This is a genomic window from Vibrio sp. KMM 9700 (assembly GCF_058545285.1).
In genome coordinates this window covers 1,043,078-1,065,394 of sequence record NZ_CM178589.1, presented here as the reverse complement: position 1 = coordinate 1,065,394, position 22,317 = coordinate 1,043,078, and the positions used below count along the sequence as shown (strand labels likewise).

Below are 22,317 nucleotides of genomic sequence, written 5' to 3'. Positions count from 1 at the left end.
TCATAATTTTTAAGCCAGTGACATAATACTTACTGTATTCGATTATTTGAGTATAGATTAGGTAAGAAGATAATCATCTTATCTTGAATAAGGAGAGCTTATAATGAAAAAGAAGCAATTAGAACTATGGCTAAAAGCGTATAAAAAAGAGCATCAGCAATGTCCTAAAGTTTTTATTTTAAGCTGTGCTAACTTATCAAGATATTCATTAGCTGTTGAGTTTAAACATAAAATTGAGCCGATTTTACTCGATGGTGAAGCGATTTATTTTTCATCTTTAGAATGTGCAAAAGAAGAGCTTAAACGCATCGGCTTAGAGTTTGCTTATTTACGTGTGACGAATGTTTATGATGAGTTAGGTTGCCCTGAATTTAGCCAGACAGCGCAAGATATAGAACTGCCGCTTGCGAGTTAATTTATAAATCGATCATTTGTTGATAAAAGTCTTGTAAGATTTGCTCGGTAAACTGAGTACGTAAATAAAAACCTCGCGGTAAGGTTTGGATTAATTCCCCATTTTCTCCATATGCTTGGGTCAAAGCTTTGCTATTGGCAGCTTTTGGCCTTAGCTGCATCACATCACCCGCCTTGGCACTAATAGATCCCACTTGTCCGAGCGTGATCTTCGCCATATGCTCTTCCCAATCTTTTTTGAGTGCTTGATTTTGAGCTTCTGTAGGCTGCCATAAAATAGGGAAGCCGACGCGTCTTTGCGCCAAAGGAATACTCGAATCACCCTCAATCGGTACCCATAATACTTTAGCAAGTTTATGTTTTATATGGCTTTTCTCCCAAGTTAAACCTTGTACGCCAGTTAATGGTGCGACACACACAAACGTCGTTTCAAGCGGACGCCCATTTAAACCAACCGGAATAGTTTTAAGTTCAATACTCAGATCTTCAAAGTCAGGGGTTGGCTTGCTACCTGCTTGCGCGCCCAGATGCCACTCAAGTAACTGACCCACCCAACCTTTGGCACGCTTAAGATCTTGTGGCACGAGAATGTGAGCACTTTGCGCAAGTTCAGCAAAGGTTTTTCCTGCAAGATCTTGTGCTCGCGCTAAAAGCTCTGCTTGGGTTTTAGGCAAAGGCGGTTGAAAATCAGGGGAAAAGTTTGCTTGGTATGGGTTTGTCATAAGATCATTTCTTTAATTGAGAGAGCATAGTGTAAGAAAAATCCTTGTTAGGATCTAGTGATGGAAAAAATTTATCGGTTTAGATCGAACGATCTTTGATTATTTACAACTTATCCACAGAATAGGTTGGTTGTTTAAATTTTTTTCGTCTTGATTAATTTTTTATCGCCCGAATTTGGGATAAATAGGCATTTGAAGGGAATTAAATACTTTTATTGTTTAAATTTTAAAGTGGTCAGGCAAGCTGATTGATCTTTAACCGATCTTAAATTGGGGATGATCTTTTGGATCTTTTTTAAGCGATTATAGCTTTTGGATGCACTTAATTTATTGTTTATTAATGTTTTTTGTTGCTGATCTTGGCGTATCCTGTACAAAGGGGGATTTCATATTTATTTTGGCCTGTGAGTTAAAATGCGCTTCTTCACATACTTATTCACAGAAAAAGTGAATAAATCAAACTTAGGTCACATAATGCTGTGGATCTTTCTCATTTATCGCTTCAAGCTCGCAAGATCATACTTTATTGAAATAAAATTAACATTTTTCACAGATGAAGTTTGCGGTAATTGGGGATATGTGAAAAAATTAGGATAAGAGAAGTTTTATTTTAGAGGTCAGCCAGTGATAGATGGCGATGGTTACCGACTGAATGTCGGAATCGTAATATGTAATAACCATGGTCAGGTACTCTGGGCTAAACGATATGGACAACATTCATGGCAATTTCCTCAAGGAGGAATTGATGAGGGGGAAACCCCAGAGCAAGCCATGTATCGTGAATTATATGAAGAGGTCGGGCTGAGTAAGCAAGATGTCAAGGTGATAGGCGTTAGTCGTCATTGGTTAAAATATAAATTACCTAAGCGTTTAGTTCGTTGGGATTCAAAACCCGTGTGTATCGGACAAAAGCAAAAGTGGTTCTTGTTACGAATAAATTGTGAAGAGTCTCAGATTAATATGTTACGTGGCGGTTCGCCCGAGTTTGATGGGTGGCGTTGGGTCAGTTTTTGGTATCCAGTCAGGCAAGTTGTGTCGTTTAAACGTGATGTTTATCGACGTGCAATGAAAGAGTTTGCGGCGGCAGCGATGCCTTTTCGTGAGCCTAAATCAAGACATAGTAAGCCTAAGTCACGTAAATTTAGATCCTATTCCTGATACGACTCAAGAATAATGAATGAAAACTCAAAAGAGGTTTGCTGTATTCAATTTTTTTGATGCAGTCAGCCTCTTTTTTATTTATTCTCTAAGCTTGGGGATTAAGCTGATAGTGAGCTTTTGTTTACAACTTACAAAAGGGACTTAAATGTTAAGGCGATTGCGAGAAATAGTTGAACAAGTATCTAAGGCTGATGGCATGCATCAAGCTTTCGATGTGTTGGTAAAAAGTACTTGTGACGCCATGCAAACAGAGTGTTGCACGCTTTATCTTGCAAACGACAAAGAAAAATACCTTGAACTTATGGCAACCCAAGGCCTAATTTTTCGAGGTCAAAGTATTAAAATCCCTTTTCATGAGGGCTTAGTTGGCCTTGTTAGACGTAGCGCAGAGCCGCTTAACCTTGCCAATGCTCAATTGCACCCCAATTTTAAGTTCTTCCCCGAACTTGGTGAACAAACCTTTAACGCCTTTCTTGGTACCCCCATTATCTATCAGCGCCAAGTCTTAGGCGTATTAGTTATTCAGCAGCGTGATTCGCGTCAATTTACCGAAGATGAAGAAGCCTTTTTAGTGACCCTTGCTGCGCAATTAGCATTGGTTATTACCCACAGCCAATCGAAAGCAGTTTGGGATCAAGATGGTTCTAATATCCAAACTTATCAAGGTGTTGCTGCTTCTTCAGGGGTTGCCGTCGGAGACGTTTGGTGGGATCAAGATCAACCTAGCTTAGATAAAATCACGCCAAGTAGTACCTTAGACTCAAAGCAAGAGATTGAATCCTTAAGCCAAGCAATTGAAAATACTATTCTTGATTTTCGCCGGATGCATAAGGGCTTTCATCATGAATTGCATAAAGACACATTAGCTATTTTTGAGTTTTATATTCATCTTTTACATGATCCTATGCTCAATCGCGAGTTAGAAGAAAAGATCAATAAAGGTGATGCGGCTTCTTGGGCGCTTAAGCAAGTGATCGAATCTTATATGAAGCGCTTTGCCGCAATGAAAGATCCGTATTTGAAAGAAAGGGCGCTGGATCTTAAAGAGCTCGGTCAACGAATCTTGTTCTTTCTTGAACAGCGCACCTTGCGCGAGCATAGTTTCCAAAAGCCAATCATTTTGCTTGTGTCAGAGCTAACCGCGAGTATTTTAGCAAGTATTCCGCGTGAAAATTTACTCGCAGTGATAAGTCTTGAAGGGGCGGCGAATTCACATGCTGCTATTTTAGCGCGAGCATTAGGCATTCCAACTGTGATGGGGTTAAGTCTTAATCCTGAGCATTTTGCGAATAAATCTGTCATCGTTGATGGTTATAGTGGTCAGGTGATCCTCGAGCCTTCAGAGCAGCTGCGTAGCGAATATTATGCATTGGCACAAGAAGAGAAATTACTCTCTAACCTTGCAGAGCAAGATGTTGATAAATCTGCGACCACACTAGATGGTGAAAATATTCATATTATGCTTAATGCAGGTTTGAGCGCTGATACTCAAATTGCACATAATCAAGGTGTTGACGGGGTTGGATTGTATCGCACTGAAATTAGCTTTTTATTGCAGCAACGCTTTCCATCTGAATCAGAGCAAATTCAAGTTTATCAGAATATTTTAAGTGCTTACCCAGATAAGCCTGTGGTGATGCGCACCCTTGATATTGGCGGTGATAAATCATTGCCTTATTTTCCAATTGAAGAAGATAACCCATTCTTGGGGTGGCGTGGGATCCGCTTTACCTTAGATCACCCAGATATTTTCTTAATCCAATTAAGAGCCATGCTGCAAGCAAGCATTGGGTTAGATAACCTTGAGATTATGCTGCCGATGATCTCCGGCTGTAAAGAGTTGGATGATGCAATCGATTTGATCCATCAAGCCTATTTTGATGTTAGTGCAATTCACCCACAAGTAAAAAAACCGAAAATCGGTATGATGCTTGAAGTCCCATCTATGATTTACCTATTGCCATTTGTTGCCGATAAAATCGATTTTATTTCGATTGGTAGTAATGACTTAACTCAGTATCTGCTAGCGGTTGATCGCAATAATCCAAATGTTTCAAGCGTGTATGAACAAGTCCATCCAAGTGTGATTTGGGCGCTCAAGCAAATTCATGAAACTTGCCAGACTCATCAATTGCCGGTGTGTATTTGTGGTGAACTGGCAGGGGATCCTCTCGGCGCACTTATTTTAGTTGGACTTGGCTATAGGCATTTAAGTATGAATAGCGCGAATGTGGCAAAAATTAAATATATTTTGCGCCGCACCAATAGTGATGATTTAGCCAAAATAGCGAATCAAGCACTGGCAATGTCCTATGGGGAACAAATTCATGATATGTTGTCTGATTATATGAAAGCGAATGATTTAGCTGGCTTTATTCGAGCTGGCAAACACTAATATCTAGTCTTGCTAGGTTTTTATTACTACTAAACAATCAAAGAGAAGTTAATGAGCTCCCAATTTTTAGTTTTCCCACAAATCGATCCGATAATTTTCTCTATCGGTCCTTTGTCTGTCCGTTGGTATGGCATGATGTACCTACTTGGCTTTGTATTTGCGATGTGGATGGCCAATCGCCACGCTGATAAATTAGGCACTTGGACCCGAGATCAAGTTTCTGATTTACTTTTCGCCTGTTTCTTAGGTGTCGTCATCGGTGGACGTGTGGGCTATGTACTCTTCTATGGCTTTGAATACTTAATGGAAGATCCACTCTACTTATTTAAAGTCTGGACCGGTGGGATGTCTTTCCATGGCGGCTTGCTTGGGGTGATCACCGCTATGTTTTGGTATGCGCGTAAAAATCAGCGTACCTTCTTTGGCGTTGCCGATTTTATCGCACCGCTCGTGCCATTTGGCTTAGGCGCGGGGCGCATTGGTAACTTTATCAATGGTGAGCTTTGGGGACGCGCAACCGATGTGCCGTGGGCGATGGTATTCCCAACTGGTGGTGATGTGCCTCGTCACCCATCACAACTCTATGAATTTGCACTAGAAGGCGTGGTACTGCTACTTATCTTGAATATCTTTATTCGCAAGCCTCGTCCATGCGGTGCTGCGGCTGGTTTATTTTTAATGGGTTATGGAACCTTCCGCTTTATTATTGAATATTTCCGTGAACCGGATGCACAGCTTGGACTTTTCGCCGACTTTATTTCTATGGGACAAATCCTGTCCTTACCTATGATTATCTTCGGCGCGTTGATTATTGCTTGGGCGTACAAAACTCAGCCAATGAGCCCTGCAACAGGTTTGGCAAGCTCGGCGCCAAAAGTGAAATAAGCAATTCACAACTTTGAATTTTAAATCTCTCTGCTCCTTGACGGGTTAGAGAGATTTTTTTTAACTTTTTTATGTTATTTTTTTAGATTCTTATAAAGAGATAAGTTTGCTAAAATCTAAACCTGTATATTTTTAAGATTTTTAAAATTTAACCAAGGACATCAAACATGAAGCAGTATCTTGACTTGTGCCAACGCATCATCGACCAAGGACAGTGGGTCACCAACGAACGTACAGGGAAGCGCTGCTTAACCATTATCAATGCTGATTTAACTTATGATGTGGCAGCTGGTGAATTTCCACTTGTGACAACGCGTAAAAGCTTTTGGAAAGCAGCCGTTGCAGAACTGCTTGGTTATATTCGCGGCTATGATAACGCAGCAGATTTTCGCAAACTCGGCACCAAAACTTGGGATGCTAATGCCAACCTAAACCAAGCATGGCTCGATAATCCATATCGTAAAGGTGAAGATGATATGGGGCGCGTCTACGGAGTGCAAGGGCGTAACTGGGCGACACCTGATGGCGGGCATATTGATCAGCTGAAACAAATTGTTGATGACCTAAGCCAAGGGATTGATAACCGAGGTGAAATTTTAAATTTTTATAACCCAGGTGAGATGCATATGGGCTGTCTGCGTCCTTGTATGTACAGTCACCACTTTTCACTGCTTGGGGATACCTTGTATCTAAATAGTACCCAAAGATCTTGTGACGTACCCTTTTTATAACCCTTCCCAATAAATGCATAGTCCGTAATAATATCAAGTCTCTTTTAATTAGTATAATGGTTTTACTGTGAAGTAATGTAATTTGCACAATACGTAATATTTGTGTAATTTGTTTCATATATTAATGCACAGTTCGAGGCTGTTATGGATAAGCTGGTTATTATCTCAAGAGGCAAAACACTTGATGTTTCAAACTCTGTCGCACATGAAGATTCTGAAGACTACTCTAACGTACTGCTATTGGCTGATGGAGTTGCGGCATTTAATGAGAATATGGAATTATTACCATTAATCTCAGACTTTCTAACTCACTACAAAATAAATCACAGTGATCAATCTGTTGTCACATACGGAAAAAATTTATGCTATTTAGTTAAGTATCTGACTACTTACGATGAAGTGCACAAGAATTCTAAACGTGATGAGTGCTTATTAACGGTACATGCACATTCAATTCAGCAGTATTATCTTTATTGTAGAAAAGATGAAGATAAGGATGGCAATCCCAAAACTCCTGTTTCAGCAAGAACTATACAAAATAGAGATGCTACTTACGCTCGATTTTTTGGAGAGTTCTTATGCAATCCTCCTTCTGGCTATAAATGTTTAAGAGTTGAAGAAAACCCTTATGAATATGGAGGCTTAGCAGGAGCAGCAAAAGAGTCGTTAATTATACCTGCACAATTTTCGGATGTTGCAACTTTGATTTATGTTGCCAACCATGAGCGAGAAAAGTGTTTAATCCAGTTTATGTACGATTCTGGAATACGTCGAGGTGAAATTAAAGACGTATTACAACGGGATATATTGAGTTTGTCTAGGCAAGAAAGAAAAAGTTTAATTGTCGATAACCAAACATTTTGCATTCCTAGTCCATATAGTACTTTAACAATTAAAGGTAATAAAGGGAGAGGAAGGGAAGGGAAATATCGAAATACAGTTATTTCAAAGGAAACAATTAATCGAGTACAAAAGTACAATTCAAGTCTTGAGTATAAAAAACACAAGAGAAAGTGGGGGCAAAAACCCATACCTGCATTTCTTAATAGCAATGGTCACCCATATACCGCTAACTCAGTTTCTAAGCTAGTTATTAAGTTATCGAAAAGAGCTTATAAGTTAGGTTTACTTGATAAACTTATTTCACCCCACAAAATTAGGCATGGATTTGCTGCAATGTTGTTGAACTCAGATGATCTAGGAGATTCGCAACTGGATAGATTATTGTTATTACAACAGTGTTTAGGCCATGAATCGCTAGACACTACGCAGAGGTACACGAAAATACCAGTGGAAGTCTGGGATAAGTTTGTTGATAGCAGTGGCGTAGAGCTTAAAAGGCATGAGTTGATGAAGAAACTACGAGATAAAACAAGGCCAAGACGAGGGGCTATTAAGTGAAAATAAAAGACTATCGAAAGCTACTCAATGATTGGTGGTACAACTTAACTTATGAAGAGAAGAAGCTAACTCCTATCAGTCGAAACTCTGTTGATTTACGTGCATTGTTCAGCGTAACAGATACTAAACATTATTACTCCCTACGTTCGTCTTTACAAAAAGAAATAAAAAAAATAAATGCAGAGCTAATTGATCTTGGAGTAATTGTTTTATCAAATACTCGTAATGAAATAGCTATCGAAATAATGCGTGATTTTGTTTCTCAATGCGAAGATAACCCTGACTTATTATGGGATGTTGAGTTTTCTGGTCACCAAGGGATGAATTCTTTAAATCTCACGGATCAAGAACAGGATTATTTGATTGATAAATTTGGGCTTGTTTCTAGAGCGTATTTGTTGAAGAAATTGTCATGTAAAGCTAAAAGCCTTAAATTACCAGATATGCTTGTTTTAAGAGAAAAGCTTAATCAGTTACTTCTCATGCATGGTGTTTCTTTACCTTATAAACAAATAAAAGAGAGTAGTCATTCTGTTGCTTACGATTTAAATAATAGAAGACTATTTTTGAAATGGAAAAACAGCTTAACAAATGAAGAAAAGCTTGCACTGCCTATGTTTGGAAAAGTAATTGACAGGAAAGCATTCAGCCATGTAATTCCACTTGAGCGTACTTGCCGTTTACTCCCACTATTAAAAACTGAGTTTCAACGTTTTTCTAATGAGGTGCTTAACCTAAAGGGAATGAATTATAAAACTGTCAAGGAGCGAGAACAATCACGTAAAGAAAAGGCTTTAGGTAAAAATAAAAGTAAGATTGAAGTTTTCGTAAAGCTGCGAGATAAAACACTTAACTCTATTTCAGATTTTGGTTATGAAAAAGGTGAGTATGGTGATGTTCAGCATGCGTTTGCGATTGCTTCTTTAAAAGTAGAATCCAAATCTGGAATTTCTAATTACTTGCAGAGTTATTATCATTATTGTGAGTTTTTATCAAATAAAGGTATTCGTGGTTTTGGGGGGGTTAGGGAGTATTTTGGTTCGTGGTCACTGAGAGATTTTAAAGATTTTCTAGGTAAAAAAATTAGTGATGAGATATTAACAACGTCAACTGCAAATACGATTCTGTCTTCACTGAGAGTGACACTTGATATGTTAAAATCAATAAGGGGATATGATTTTAACTATATGCCTGCCGATGGATTTGAAGTAGTAAGAGTTTCACTGGCATACAAACCATATTCTCCATATGAGCGAGAGCAAATACATAAAATGTTTGATAAGGAACTAGCTTTAGTTGAAGAGAAGCTAGTTCCTTATAAGAAATTAGATCGAGAGAACGTTGATTTAACAGACCCCAAAATTCAAGCAAGATTAATGTTCGAAGATTGTTGTAATTGTATACCTGTTTATAATGGTGAATTAGCCGTACGAGAGAATACTGTTCAGCAGAATAAATTTGTTAATTTTGTCTCAAAAAGAAGACTTTCTTTAGTTGAACTGTATATAGAATGGGGGGTATTGAATCGAAGAGTAACATCTAGCGAGGTTGGTGTCTATGTGCTAAAAATGAGTCAGGTCTTAGGTATGAATTTAGAATCCATATTAAGCCTTGAATATAGTGACTATCAAGATCACCATCCACTTACTAATAAGCCTTGTTTGACGTATTGGAAAGAGCGCTCGACGGGAGAAAAAATGATACACCTTGATCTATTTCATGCTGATCTTCAGTGGTTAAGTGTTAGTCAAGAAAGCTTTGTTAAAAAGGTATTTGAAGACGTTCAGAAGTTAACTTCGGAGGCAAGGAAATTTGCTTCAGGTAAGTTAAAAAATCGTATATTTATAAATTTCGGCACGAAGCCGAAGTTATTAACTGTTAACGATATGTCTGATTTGTATTCTGAGCTTGTAGATAAATATCAATTAAGAAGCGATGATAATAAACCTCTATTACTTACGACAACAAGGTTTAGACCAACGCTTGTTAGTGAATTAATTGAAGCTGATATTTCGTTGAGAGAAATACAATACTTGCTTGGGCACAGTTCCCTTTACACTACTATGAAATATATAGAAAACTTAGATTTTGATCGAGTTATAAAAGACAAGGCAAGAAAAGCATTAGAAGATATATATAGTAATGCTGTTCTTAAGCGAACAAAAAGAATAAGCAAGTCAACGCAACGTAAATATGATGATAATCAGGTTATAATGAAAACCCCACTAGGGGGATGTAAAAATATATTTGATCCACCAGATTTTATTAAAAAATCCTCCATGTATATCAAAGGTAAACCATGCTCTCAGTATAATAAGTGTTTATCTTGTGAGAATGTAATGTTAACTGAACAGCATTTACCTGAGTTATTTGCGATGCAGAGAGATTATTTAGCGTCACTAGAAAATGGTGAGGTGGTTAATACGCCTTATCATGTGGTTCTACTAGAAAATCTTACCTTACTTGATGATATATTGAATTTAGAAACATCGGAGTTTGAAGATAACATTTTGATTAAGGCAAAAGAAGACTCGCTATTTATTGAAACTTCAATACTGGATAGTTGGGGCAACTAGTTATGAAGAAAGAATATGTAGAACATCTTTACAAGATTAATCAATACTGGGAAAGTGTGCACGCTAACCTTTCGATTCTAAATGATAATATAAGTCAGTCTAATGGTGCTATTAACTCATATGTAGCTCAGCTTGCTTCATTACCAGTATCTAAAACGTCGCTCTTCAAGGAAATGTTGTGGGATTATGACAAGGAAACTTCAAATAGATCTGCATCTGTAGGTTTATCAAAGGTTCAACTTGACTTCGATCGTTATACTCATATCCCTTTGGGGGTTATTACTGAATTAAAGTGTTTATTTTTAGCTATTTATGCATCTCCAAAGGATTTTGGACACAGAAAAAATGAAATCAAGGTAAACACTTTGATATCTGTATTTAAATCTGGTTTGAATTTCTTAAATTTTACTTTTTTAGATATCCAAAGTCGATTAGGTAAAGAGTATGTAAATCTTCAATATAATCGGCTTTCAGAAGTTACATTGGTAGATTTTGAAGGTGCAGCGAAGAAAACATCGTTAAATTTAACAGGTGTAAGAAATGGTTATAGTAGTTTTTTCCGTTATTTAAACGCTCCAAAAGCAGCAGAAACTATTGGTATTGAATCTCAGGCTGATTTTGACGCAATAGAGCAGGCGTATAATGCAGAACACTTTTCAGACACTACTAATGATAACACACCAGAACCATTACCTTATTTAGAAACCTCCATCTTCGACAATACACTAAAGCAAGCATCATTTAACGTTGTTAGTTTTTTAAAAGCAGTTGATGAGAAAGTTACTGATCCGATAATGATTAAACATTATGACACTCTAGCAACACGTTTTGGAGTATTTAATTATTCTAAAGGAGACTTTAATGACTATGGAGCTTATCGTTTGAATTCGAAGAAGTACTCTTTCGATGTTATCAATGCTATTTTTGTCGACAATCAAGTAGCAAAGTTTGATCCTACGATATTAGCTACACCTTCTATGTTGAGTCATATCTTTCGTAAAAAATACAAATATACAACATCTTTACGATTAGCTATTAACAAAGCATATTATTCGGCACTTTGGGTTATTGGTTCATTAATGGGAGCAAGACCAAATGTTCTTTCGGACTTGAAGATTGATGGCTGTTTGGATATAGAGACACATACAATAGTTTCAGAGGAGCATAAAGGTAGAGATAATCAATGGAATCTATTTAATGATCGTTGGGTAGCTATACCAATTGTTGTAGATGCAATGAAAGTGGTTGAATTAATAGGTGGGAAAATATTTCAAAATACTTATGTTTTCGGAAATGTTGATACATTAAAGCCTGATGGTATAAATAAGCCTATGAGTTCTCTATCTGAACTTATCAAAAATAGTATAGAAGCGATCAGAGGTAAACCCTCAAATGATATAAACAGTAAAATCAATGGTTATCTGTTTCGCCATAGTTTAGCACATCAAATGTATAGGGCAGATGTTGGCCTTCCTGTTATTTCTTATCAACTTAAGCATATTGTTACAGCTGCGGAGAGTTTGATTCGTAAGGGTAAAGTTAGTAGCACTACTTTAGGTTATGGGGGAATTGCTAACCAATTAACCAGCGGTAATGAAGGGAAAAAATCAATCAACCTCAGAAGAGTAGCTGAAATTGAGTCAGTTAAAACTAATTTTAACCCTGATGGGACTTACCTTGGGGGGAAAGCTGATAGACACCTTGCTAATATCAAGAAGTTCTTCAATGGCTGCATTCAGTCCAATTATACAGAAGAAGAAATCTATGCAGCTATGGTCGATCAGGGGTTAGCTATCATTAATGTTGGTAGTGGATATTGTTTTGGTGGTGCTGAAGATTTCGATGAGACATTACCATGTATTGGTGGCTTAAGATGTAACCCCGTCCGCTGTAGCAATGCAGTAGTAACGAAAGCTAATGCTCCAAAATGGAGAACTATATATATAGATAATTTGAAGTTGATCGATGCTAAAGGCTACGAAGATATTCAAGATCAAATAGTTGCTGTCATCGAGGAAGCCAAAAGTGTTCTGGAGTACTTGGGAGAGGAGTTGATTTAATGGGTGAGTATTATGACGAAAAAAATAAAGAAGTTTTTGAGGCTAATACTCAAAAGATATGGGATGCATTAGATGCTATACGAAATGATAAAAAATTAAAACCTACTAAAGCTCAACTAGTTAAACTGACGGGACTTACCCGTAACACCTTTAATCCCAAAGGAGCTAGAGGATGGGTTGGTAGCGAACTTGATAATATTAAAAGAGACAGGATAGTTGATGCCGAAAAAAAGAAAGCAATTAAAAAGGAAGAAGCTCAGAATTTAAATGTACTACTGGATCAATCAAAGTTAGAGATCCTGCATTGGTTTACAAAATACTCTGAATCAGAGCGAGAACTAGAAAAGTTAAGTATAAGTTCTAGGAGATATATTGAGAGTCTTGAGTGGTATAAAACTGAACTTAATAAAGAGAGAGAGGCTAAAAAGAATCTTAATCAACGGATTGAGTTATTGGAGAGTTTATTAAACGATAAAGTAAATGATAATGGGGCATGATGCCCCATAAGAAAGGCTGAAGACCGCTTAGAAAGAGACTGTAACTAACTTTGTGTAATTACCTATAATCGACTACCTTTTAATAAGGTCAAGGATAGGTATATGAATATGAACAAAAAAGAGTTAGAAGCTTTCGCTAAAGAAGCTGCAAAAGGGATTAAAACACCTGAAGATTTAAATGAATTTAGCCAGATGCTCAAGAAAATCACCGTTGAAGCAGCTCTCAATGCTGAAATGGATGAGCATCTTGGCTATGAAAAGCACCAAAAATCCAATTCTGAAAACTCTCGCAATGGCAAAAGCCGAAAAACTGTCAGAACTGAGGACGGTCAGTTTGAACTTGAAACACCTCGTGATCGACATTCTACCTTTGAACCTAAGTTGATTAAAAAGCACCAGTCTCGATTTACTTCAATGGACGATAAAATCTTATGGCTATATTCCCAAGGGATGAGCACAAGAGATATCGTTAATGCTTTCGAGGAATGGTATGGCGCTGAAATTTCACCGACACTTGTTTCTCGCGTAACAAGTGCTGTCATTGAGCAAGTTATCGAGTGGCAGTCTCGACCATTGGACTCGATTTACCCGATTGTTTATTTAGATTGTATCGTAGTAAAAATTCGCCAAGATAAGCGAGTCATAAACAAATCTATTTTCTTAGCTCTAGGCGTCAATATAGATGGTCACAAAGAGCTCATGGGGTTATGGATAGCTGAAAATGAAGGCTCTAAGTTCTGGTTGAATGTTCTAACTGAACTTAACCAACGAGGCGTCCAAGATATTTTGATTGCTTGTGTTGATGGCTTAAAAGGCTTTCCTGATGCGATAAATACCGTATTTCCTCAAACTAAAATACAGCTTTGCATTGTTCACATGGTGAGAAATTCACTTAAATATGTTTCTTGGAAAGACTACAAATCAGTGACGGCAGATCTAAAGAAAGTTTATGGCTCAGCTACCGAAGAGGAAGCTTTACTTGAATTAGAACGGTTTAGCGATACCTGGAGTCATCAATACCCTCAAATTGCTAGATCTTGGCAGGCCAATTGGGAGAACTTAAATACTTTATTTAATTATCCTGAAAATATTCGTAAAGCTATATATACAACAAATGCCATTGAATCACTAAATAGCGTCATCCGTCGAGCCTTGAAAAAACGTAAGGTTTTTCCAAACGATGATTCCGCACGCAAAATGATCTATTTAGCGATAAAAGAAGCCAGTAAGAAGTGGACAATGCCGATTCGAAACTGGCGTCAAGCAATGAGCAGATTTATAATTGAATTTGAAGACCGCTTAGAAAAGCATCTTTAATACATGAGGTAGTTACACAGAATATGTTACAGCCTCTACACAGAATATGTTACAGCCTCCTTAGAAAAGCATCTTTAATACATGAGGTAGTTAACAGAATATGTTACAGCCTCCTCAAGACCGGTTACAGCATCTCCTCAAACGCAGATATAACTCTCTTTTTAAAAGCACCTAATCTAAGCTCATCAAATACTTCAATTGATCGATATGATTTTTCATCTTGTTTAATAGACTTATTCCACAGAAACTCAGATAATGCTTTATCTTGCCCATCTAATATACGACTTACCCCCATAAGACGGCGTAAATCTTCACCCTTTGTAAACTCAGGTTCGACATTACTTTCCATCTTGGCAAACATACATGTTTCAGGAATATCTTGCTCGATTCTTTCTGAAAATTCAATGAGACTCTTCTCTGCAAAAGTAAATAACCAGGCTTGCTGATTTGATGTTCCGTTTACTCGTAGAATTCGACCAAGAACTTGTCTAAAGTACAACTCTGTTTTAACGGAACTCATATGACAACAAACTTGAAGACGAGGAATATCTGTCCCTTCACTTATCATTCCAACACTAACTATCCATTGAGTATCATTTTGACGATATCTATCAATCTCCGCAATTGGCTCTTCATGGCGATACGTCACGATAGATACCGTTTGGTGGAATTTTTGAGAGAGTATTTTTTGAATACTTTTGGCATGTTGAACAGAAGATGCGACAACTAACCCACCTGCATTCGGAGTCTGGGAGCGGATTTCAGCTAATTTTTTACAACCAAGCCCCAATAAATACTCCATTGCATCTTGGTTATGTATGACTGTTTGATACGAGGTTTTGCTTTCCTTTATCATCTCCAAGATTGAAGAAAAGGATTTTATTCTCTTATCACGACTCAAGGTTAAGTGTTCGTTATCAACAAGGACCAGTTTAGGAGCCCTGCATACATTATCAGTAATTGCCTGTTTCAATGTGTATTGATAATCGACTTGAAGTTGACCTTTTGGATCAGTGTATTCGCCCATAGTGATAGGCAAAGAGTCCGAACGCCATGGTGTTCCAGACAGTGCTAAAGTATAAGTCGCCAAGCCTTGAATTTTCGTTAATACTTGCTGCCCCCAAACATTCGCATTTTCAATGTCAGCACCAGAGCAATGGTGTATTTCATCAAACACAACAAAAACTCTGTAGGTACGTAACGCCTCCCAAAAATCGTTATTAAGAAATTGGATAGATTGATAAGTCAATGATTGACCAATCGAACCTAACCCACCATTGAACGGGCAACCCAGAACTCTTGAGAAAGTATTTTTGATACTATCAGAAACGCTCAAAGCGGGAGAAAAGCACAATACAAGATCAACCATATTAGCTTGCAATAGTTGAGATGCAACTTCAGCAGCCAGTACTGTTTTTCCTGATCCTGGCGTGGCTTGACAAAAGAAGTGTAGTTGATTCTGCTTATATTTATCCAATGCTTTTTGGGAGCATTCAGCCTGCCACAGCCTTAACATTCGAGAGCATCCTTCGAAAGCTTATTGATAACATGCGTAAGAACATTCAATTTCCCTAACAATAGTGTCGAACGCTCTTTTGATTTTTGAAGAAAAGGAGTTAGCTCTTTTTCCAAGTTAGGAAATCTAGAAATAAGAGATCTGCATTCATCTATTTCATTCAGAGTAATATCCAATTCGCCTGCATATTGGTTACGCTCATTCAGCAAAATTGCATAATCTGTATTTGCTTCCACAGGTTCTGGAGTGATTGCATTGTTAGTTCCATTAGAGATAAATTGCTTCTTGAATTTCTCAGTCTGAAAGTATTTTTTATCTCGTCCCGATCCTTCACTGCTAAGCCACCCTTTGTTCTGAAAACGCAGAATTTGTCGGTAAACTTTTTTTCGAATATCAATGGGCTCGAACTTCTCCTCATTAAGAGATAAAAAAGCATCTCTTGCTTCCAGAACGGAAAAACCATTCATTTCTTTTTCCACCAGTAACTTATGCATTAATGCACTCGTTTTCGTAGACCGTTTCATTTACTTACTCACATCAATCAAAACTAAGGATTGCTTAGTATACAGAAATAGATAAAACTAAGAAAATCTTAGTTAATCTAGGCTCAGAGAAATGAATAATAAGTGTCTTTCAAAAACCCAATCCCAATACGGCTTAAAGAAGCTCGTAAAAAAGCAAATCTCTCTCAAAAAGCATTGGGGGTTAATATAGGTATGGATGAAAGTTCAGCAAGCCCTAGAATGAACCAATATGAGAAGGCCAAGCATACGCCAGACATCAATACACTAAAGCTACTTGCAGATGAGCTAGGTGTACCGCTTAATTACTTTTTTTGTGAAGATGAACGAACGGCAAGGTTGGCTTGTCTTATTGCAGAATTGAGTGAAAGTGAAAGAGATGAGCTTATATGTACACTAGAAAAAAAGAGCTCCAACTTGGAAAAATAATTCAGGTTAGATTAATTAAACGACTATTTTAAACTCATTAGCTTTAGCTATTTCGATGAGGGTATAAACATCAGTTTGGTCTATTATCAAATGCCTACCCGCCAAGGTGGCTTGCTAATGTGCTTCATTGATTCAATAGTGTATTGTGGGATGCCTTATATAAAGACTCAAGACGGCTTAATATACTGATTTAAGAATTGGAAATCTTATTATGGGGTGTGATACCCCATAATAAATATAATATTACTAGCCTTGGTTATGATTAAACAGCAAAAGGATATTGAATCGGATCATGGTGTTGGTAATCAACTACTTCAAAATCATCGACTGTAACCCATGTTTCTAAATCTTCTAATGATTTAATCTTTGGGTTAATAATTAGTTTAGGCGGAGTAAAAGGTTCCCTTTTTAACTGCTCTTTCATTAGCTCTAGTTGATCTTCATAGATGTGTCCATTTACTATTTTATGGAACACTTTACCTGCTTTCAAACCAGTAATTTGAGCAGTAATAGCAAGCAGCCAGAAAGTTTGTGGAGCGTTGAAGACTTGCCCTAAAGGTAGATCATTCGAACGTTGAATACTGTTTAAATATAATGTATCGCCTAGCAAACTGAACTGATGTAAAAACATACATGGACGTAAACACCCCATATGAAATTCACCAACGTTATAAAACGATAGTATTTCACCACGATCATCAATGCCATTCGTCAGGTTGTGGACGATTTTTTTATATTGATCGACAGAGCCTCCATCTGGCTTTGCCCATGCTCTTCCTTGGACTCCATAGACCCGTCCCATATCATCTTTACCTTTACGATAAGGGTTATTTAGCCATGCTTCGTTTAGGTTCGCATTTGCATCCCAAGTTTTTGTTCCTAACTTACGAAAATCAGCTGCGTTATCATACCCACGTAAATACCCGAGCATTTCTGCGATAGCACTTTTCCAATAAGCTCTACGAGTTGTTACTAATGGAAATTCATTAGCAGCAACATCGTATTCCAAATCTGCATTGATTACGGTTAAGCAACGTTTGCCCGTTCGCTTGTTTTCGATCCAAACGCCTTCTTCTATAACTCGCTTACATAAGTCTTCGTATTGACTGTATATCTTCTTCATTCTATCTACCGATTATCTTTTGATAAATTATACCAATATTATGGTTCAATGTTTATAACAAAACTTAATTATTGTCACTTTCCAGACTAAACTAATGACTGAGGTTGCAAGGCTGTGCTTCACTACAGACTGCTAGTTTTATTTGTAACAATCATAAAGAAATAAATCAGATAGAGTCGACAGACAAAGAAGTATACAATAATTAGAATATATCTTTATAAACAAAGAGTAATCAAGAGTTGATCTGGTTGTTTCTGGTGTCGATTTAACCGCTATAGGATTTTAAATGAACATTACCCAAATAGAAGAAGTTGTTAAGAAGTTAGTTAGTGATGTTAATGCGAGTAACGTTAGCAAGGATGAGTTCATTTATCATTTAATGGCGGCTTATGGGCATCGTAAAACGACTATAGGCCGAATCAAATCAGGTGAGCGTAATTTAGCTGATGTTGAAGGGGAAGTCAGAGCTAAACGACACATTTATTTCAAACATTGCCAAGGGAATGATGTGCTATTAGATATTGATGGTATGAAAAAACATCCATCGGTGAACCGTGATAAAATTCGTTTTGTTATAGCAACTGATTTTAAGCAGTTTGTAGTGGTCAAATAAAATTGGCCACGATTTTAGAATTTTCCCAATATAATCGCTCTGACTCATTTGGAGTTAACCCTCCATTATAGCTATGAGGCCTGAGTTGACTGTAATAACCGGTAATATACCGAGTAATATGTTGTTTGGCTTCACCAAAGTTTTTATAACCTGAATGCGGTACCCATTCCGTCTTTAAACTTCTAAAAAAGCGCTCCATTGGGCTATTGTCCCAACAATTTCCACGTCTTGATAAGCTTTGTTTGATTTTATAACGCCAAAGTTTTTGCCTATAATAGCGGCTTGTATAATGTGTACCTTGATCGCTATGAAACATTAAATCTTTTGGCTTTCCACGTGATTCAAAAGCCATTGTGAGGGCTTTTGCGGTTAGTTTACTATCTGGGGAGACTGACATCGCCCAACCCACTGGTTTTCTGGTGAATAAATCCATTACAACTGCAAGATACATCCAGCGTTGCCCAGTCCAAATATATGTCACATCGCCAACCTAAACTTGGTTCGGTGCTGTAACAGCAAATTGGCGAGATAAATGATTGGGGATATCTACATGTTCTTTCTCTGCTTTACGGTAGCGATGCTTAGGTACCTGACAACTAACTAAGCCTAATAATTTCATTAGCTTAGATGCACGATATCGGGTTAATTTTACACCTTGAGATGTAACCATCTCTGCAATACTTCTTGCTCCAGCCGAACCATTACTAGCTGCATGAACTTCTTTAACTAAGTTTTGTAACTTAGTTTGTTCTGAACAAGAGTATTTTGAGCGGGCACGCCAATATTTATAACTGCTTCGATGAACACTAAATACCTGACATAATGTTTTTACGCTGAAGCTCTTCCTGAGTCTCTCAATTATCGAGAATTGTTCAGTGAGTCCGACATCAAGAGAGCTGTAGCCTTTTTTAATATTTCATTGTGCTCTTCAAGTTGTGCAATTTTCTTTCGTAATTCACGATTTTCAATTTGCTCTGGTGTCATAGGAGAAGCTTTAGGCGCTTTACCATGACGATCTTCCCTGAGTTGCTTTACCCACTTGCACATTGTCGATTCACCAACCCCCATTGCTTTGGCTGCTTCAACAATAGTGTAGTTTTGGTCTAGGACAAGTTGTGCAGCTTCGAGTTTAAATTCAGCACTGAAAGTTCGTCTTATTCGTTTAGTCATAATTCCACCTATTTTCATATAAAGTGAGTTTAACACTTCTAATTAGGTGGCCAAAATGAGTATGCCACTACAAACTTATTGATTTATCATACAGACTTCTTTGCAAACATCACTTTATTATGTTTGCAAAGAAGTCTGCATCGTCTGTTTTACCTTAATTTTTCTGCATTTGAGCCATCATGGTTTGCATCTCGGCTATATCTTCATCTGACATATCCGCCATCATGGCTTTCATTGCTTCAGGGGTCATGTTGCCCATATGCTGCCTATGCAACGCTTGCATATGATTGCTATTCCCCATCATTCCTCCTGACATGCAATCTTCCATATTATTTTCGTTCATATGATTGGTTTTATTGCTAGACGTTGCAGCAACTGAATTGTCAGAATCTATCATCCCATTTGCAAAGACAGCCGTTGGAACCATAGCTAAAAGAGACACTAAAAGCCATTTCATGTTTATATTTTTCATAATAATTTCCTCGTTGCGAATAATTTATGTCACTATATAAACAGCAAAATTTGTCACAATTGTGTCAAGATGTGAAAATCTTATAAAAGTAGAAACAGAATGAACGAAAAAATAATGATGCCAAACAAGCGCCTCCTCATTGTTGATGATCACCAAGAAATTCGTGAGCTATTGCAGAGGTTTTTAGCACAATATGAATTTGATGCTTATACCGCACAAGATGGGAATGAAATGTTGGAGCAACTTACTCGTTATCCAATTGATTTGATCATTCTCGATCTCATGTTGCCGGGAAAAGATGGGTTAACTTTATGCCAAGAGTTGCGCCAACACTCTAATGTTCCTGTCATTATGTTAACCGCAATGGGCGAAGAACAAGATCGGATTAAAGGATTAAATTTAGGAGCGGATGACTATCTTGCTAAACCATTTAACCCACAAGAGCTACTTGCTCGAATTCACGCCATATTCCGACGCACGACATCAAATCTAACAGATGCTCAAGCATCAACAGCTTACGATGTTTACCATTTCGACCGTTGGCAATTGACACTTCAGACTCACCAGTTAGTCGATGATAAGCTGGTTTTGACGAGCTTAACTCAAGCAGAATTTTCAATGCTCAACGTCTTTCTCAACCATCCAAAGCAAGTGCTCAGCCGAGAGCAACTTTTAACCTTAATCAATGATCATGATGCAGATGTATATGATCGAGCGATCGATAGTATTATTAGTCGATTACGCAAAAAATTAGAGCTAAACCCTAAAAAACCAACCATCATTAAAACTATTTGGGGAGGAGGTTATCAGCTCATTTGTTCGGTAAAAAAACAAACCACAATTCAATAGGCTCATGTATGTCTAAATTTATTCCCAAAAGCTTAATTGCTCAATGTTGTATAATTTTAATTATTGGTTTGATGTTTGAGTTATTAATCACATTAACGGTCATCTCAACAGACAAAGACCAGTTAATCTCATTGAACTCTGAACAAGCTTCGATTGAGCGGATTATTTCCTTAATCAATGTGTTAGATAAAACTCCAGCGTCACTTCATACTGAAATTATTAATGCTAGCCAAAGTTTTGGTTTTTTACTTTCATTAGAAAAATCACCGTTAGTAACGGAGGAAAATACAGATATTGATGAGCGGCTTAATGCTCAAATTTTATCCATTCCTCATGAGTTTCGTATTCATTCATCACACCAATCCAATCGTTCAAAGATTTCTAATAATGCTCATCAAAGCATGATGCAACATCACAATATGATGATGGGAAACGGCCATTCAGGTATGATGGGTTCAGGGCAAATTATGGGAAATATGATGCACGATGAGAATTATCAAGTTGAGCTCACAGCTTCCATTAAGCTCAATCCAGACCATTGGCTTAATATCAGCACTTATGTCGATCCAAATCAATCTCAGTGGTCTTTAACAGCACTCGGAGCTATTGGTTTTGTTGCATTAATTATGTTAATTGCGGTTTATTTTACGCTAAAAAAAGCACTTAAACCAATTAAATACCTAGGTGTTGCTGCACAACAGTTTGCTCAACAGCGAGATGTGGTCTCCTTACCTGCTAATGGGCCGACGGAAATTTTACCGACAATCGACGCATTTAACCAAATGCAGATAAAACTTGCACAATTTATTGATGACCAAAGAAAAATGCTTGCCGCGATTTCCCATGATCTAAAAACGCCCATCACAACAATGAGATTAAGATTAGAATTTTTTCCAGACAACCATGAAAAGCAAAAGCTATTGGCTACGGTCGATCAAATGGATGCTATGCTAAAAGCGACGCTCAACTTTAGCCGTGCCAGTATTGAGCAAGAATCTTTTCAAAAAACAGAAATTACCAGCTTCCTAGAAATTATTTGTGATGACTTTCAAGATAAAGGACACCCTATTGATATTATTGCAGAGCAAAAATCTATCGTATCCATTAAGCCAGTTTCATTTCGTCGGCTGATAGAAAATTTAATTAATAACGCCATCCACTATGCTCACCCAAAAGATGAGCAGTTACTTATCCAAATCAAAGTAAGTCAGATTACTGCAATGGATCAGTTATCTATTCAAGTCTGTGATAACGGACAAGGCATTCCTGAAGAGATGTTTGATGAAGTGATCAAACCATTTGTTCGTCTTGATAAAGCGAGAGGGACACAAACAGGTCATGTCGGACTGGGGCTTTCTATATGCCAATCCATTGCTCAAATTCACAATGGCACACTAACATTAACAAATAAGGGGAGCGGCGGCTTGTGCGTGACTATTTTTCTACCAAGTACATTTTGACCGAA

18 protein-coding genes and 2 pseudogenes are annotated in these 22,317 nt (G+C 37.5%); 14 read left to right on the top strand and 6 right to left on the bottom strand.

Features of this window, described 5'->3' with window-relative positions:
• The first annotated feature begins 103 nt into the window (after positions 1-103).
• Positions 104-415 carry a DUF6482 family protein gene (locus AC2VOY_RS04725; RefSeq protein WP_491832611.1) on the top strand — a complete coding sequence of 104 codons (312 nt, stop codon included), beginning with the start codon at positions 104-106 and terminating at the stop codon, positions 413-415.
• Between the two features lies 1 nt (position 416).
• Here AC2VOY_RS04725 and mutH read toward each other — a convergent pair whose 3' ends face one another.
• The gene (gene mutH / locus AC2VOY_RS04720; protein ID WP_491832609.1) at positions 417-1,136 is read right to left on the bottom strand and encodes a DNA mismatch repair endonuclease MutH; all 720 of its coding nucleotides are present in this window, start codon (positions 1,134-1,136) and stop codon (positions 417-419) included.
• A 624-nt stretch (positions 1,137-1,760) separates the two neighbouring features.
• Here mutH and rppH point away from each other — a divergent pair.
• The 9 genes and pseudogenes from rppH to AC2VOY_RS04675 all read left to right on the top strand — a co-directional run bounded on the left by rppH (position 1,761) and on the right by AC2VOY_RS04675 (position 14,159).
• Positions 1,761-2,294, top strand: coding sequence for an RNA pyrophosphohydrolase (gene rppH / locus AC2VOY_RS04715; RefSeq protein ID WP_491832607.1), 534 nt, complete (start codon positions 1,761-1,763; stop codon positions 2,292-2,294).
• 148 nt (positions 2,295-2,442) lie between these two features.
• Positions 2,443-4,692, top strand: a complete 2,250-nt coding sequence (gene ptsP, locus AC2VOY_RS04710) for a phosphoenolpyruvate--protein phosphotransferase (protein ID WP_491832605.1) — start codon at positions 2,443-2,445, stop codon at positions 4,690-4,692.
• Between the two features lie 51 nt (positions 4,693-4,743).
• Complete coding sequence (lgt, locus tag AC2VOY_RS04705) at positions 4,744-5,577, top strand: prolipoprotein diacylglyceryl transferase (protein WP_491832604.1); 834 nt, start codon at positions 4,744-4,746, stop codon at positions 5,575-5,577.
• A 167-nt stretch (positions 5,578-5,744) separates the two neighbouring features.
• Positions 5,745-6,299, top strand: a pseudogene (locus tag AC2VOY_RS04700) (thymidylate synthase); the annotation flags it as partial.
• A 153-nt stretch (positions 6,300-6,452) separates the two neighbouring features.
• Complete coding sequence (locus AC2VOY_RS04695; protein WP_491832602.1) at positions 6,453-7,709, top strand: tyrosine-type recombinase/integrase; 1,257 nt, start codon at positions 6,453-6,455, stop codon at positions 7,707-7,709.
• Positions 7,706-10,285 carry a tyrosine-type recombinase/integrase gene (locus tag AC2VOY_RS04690; RefSeq protein ID WP_491832600.1) on the top strand — a complete coding sequence of 860 codons (2,580 nt, stop codon included), beginning with the start codon at positions 7,706-7,708 and terminating at the stop codon, positions 10,283-10,285. The genes AC2VOY_RS04695 and AC2VOY_RS04690 overlap by 4 nt, the downstream gene beginning before the upstream one ends.
• Before the next feature lie 2 nt (positions 10,286-10,287).
• Entirely contained in the window at positions 10,288-12,345 is a 2,058-nt protein-coding gene (locus AC2VOY_RS04685) for a hypothetical protein (RefSeq protein ID WP_491832598.1), read from the top strand.
• A complete protein-coding gene (locus AC2VOY_RS04680) occupies positions 12,345-12,842 on the top strand; it encodes a hypothetical protein (protein ID WP_491832596.1) in 498 nt (165 codons plus the stop codon). The genes AC2VOY_RS04685 and AC2VOY_RS04680 overlap by 1 nt, the downstream gene beginning before the upstream one ends.
• A gap of 108 nt (positions 12,843-12,950) precedes the next feature.
• Positions 12,951-14,159, top strand: coding sequence for an IS256 family transposase (locus AC2VOY_RS04675; RefSeq protein WP_491833016.1), 1,209 nt, complete (start codon positions 12,951-12,953; stop codon positions 14,157-14,159).
• Between the two features lie 124 nt (positions 14,160-14,283).
• Here AC2VOY_RS04675 and AC2VOY_RS04670 read toward each other — a convergent pair whose 3' ends face one another.
• Complete coding sequence (locus AC2VOY_RS04670; protein ID WP_491832594.1) at positions 14,284-15,675, bottom strand: DEAD/DEAH box helicase; 1,392 nt, start codon at positions 15,673-15,675, stop codon at positions 14,284-14,286.
• On the bottom strand, positions 15,669-16,169 hold the full coding sequence (locus AC2VOY_RS04665) for a VspR family transcription factor (protein ID WP_491832593.1): 501 nt from the start codon (positions 16,167-16,169) through the stop codon (positions 15,669-15,671). Before AC2VOY_RS04665 ends, AC2VOY_RS04670 begins: the two co-directional genes overlap by 7 nt.
• Before the next feature lie 132 nt (positions 16,170-16,301).
• Between AC2VOY_RS04665 and AC2VOY_RS04660 the strand changes: the two genes are divergently transcribed.
• Positions 16,302-16,625 carry a helix-turn-helix domain-containing protein gene (locus AC2VOY_RS04660; protein ID WP_491832591.1) on the top strand — a complete coding sequence of 108 codons (324 nt, stop codon included), beginning with the start codon at positions 16,302-16,304 and terminating at the stop codon, positions 16,623-16,625.
• A gap of 262 nt (positions 16,626-16,887) precedes the next feature.
• Here the strand turns inward: AC2VOY_RS04660 and AC2VOY_RS04655 are convergent, their stop codons facing one another.
• The gene (locus AC2VOY_RS04655; protein WP_491832589.1) at positions 16,888-17,748 is read right to left on the bottom strand and encodes a thymidylate synthase; all 861 of its coding nucleotides are present in this window, start codon (positions 17,746-17,748) and stop codon (positions 16,888-16,890) included.
• Positions 17,749-18,034: 286 nt separating this feature from the next.
• Here AC2VOY_RS04655 and AC2VOY_RS04650 point away from each other — a divergent pair, with 286 nt between their 5' ends.
• Entirely contained in the window at positions 18,035-18,361 is a 327-nt protein-coding gene (locus AC2VOY_RS04650; RefSeq protein WP_491832587.1) for a type IIL restriction-modification enzyme MmeI, read from the top strand.
• Here AC2VOY_RS04650 and AC2VOY_RS04645 read toward each other — a convergent pair.
• Together AC2VOY_RS04645 and AC2VOY_RS04640 are read right to left on the bottom strand one after the other, a co-directional pair.
• Positions 18,354-19,531, bottom strand: a pseudogene (locus AC2VOY_RS04645) (IS3 family transposase). The gene AC2VOY_RS04650 and the pseudogene AC2VOY_RS04645 sit on opposite strands and share 8 nt — an antisense overlap.
• 154 nt (positions 19,532-19,685) lie before the next feature.
• A complete protein-coding gene (locus tag AC2VOY_RS04640) occupies positions 19,686-20,003 on the bottom strand; it encodes a hypothetical protein (RefSeq protein ID WP_491832586.1) in 318 nt (105 codons plus the stop codon).
• 99 nt (positions 20,004-20,102) lie between these two features.
• On the opposite strand from AC2VOY_RS04640, the gene AC2VOY_RS04635 reads away from it, so the two are divergent.
• Together AC2VOY_RS04635 and AC2VOY_RS04630 are read left to right on the top strand one after the other, a co-directional pair.
• The gene (locus AC2VOY_RS04635) at positions 20,103-20,852 is read left to right on the top strand and encodes a response regulator (protein WP_491832584.1); all 750 of its coding nucleotides are present in this window, start codon (positions 20,103-20,105) and stop codon (positions 20,850-20,852) included.
• Positions 20,853-20,860: 8 nt separating this feature from the next.
• Positions 20,861-22,312 (top strand): HAMP domain-containing sensor histidine kinase, encoded by a 1,452-nt coding sequence (locus tag AC2VOY_RS04630; RefSeq protein ID WP_491832582.1) that lies wholly within the window; start codon positions 20,861-20,863, stop codon positions 22,310-22,312.
• Positions 22,313-22,317: the final 5 nt, after the last annotated feature.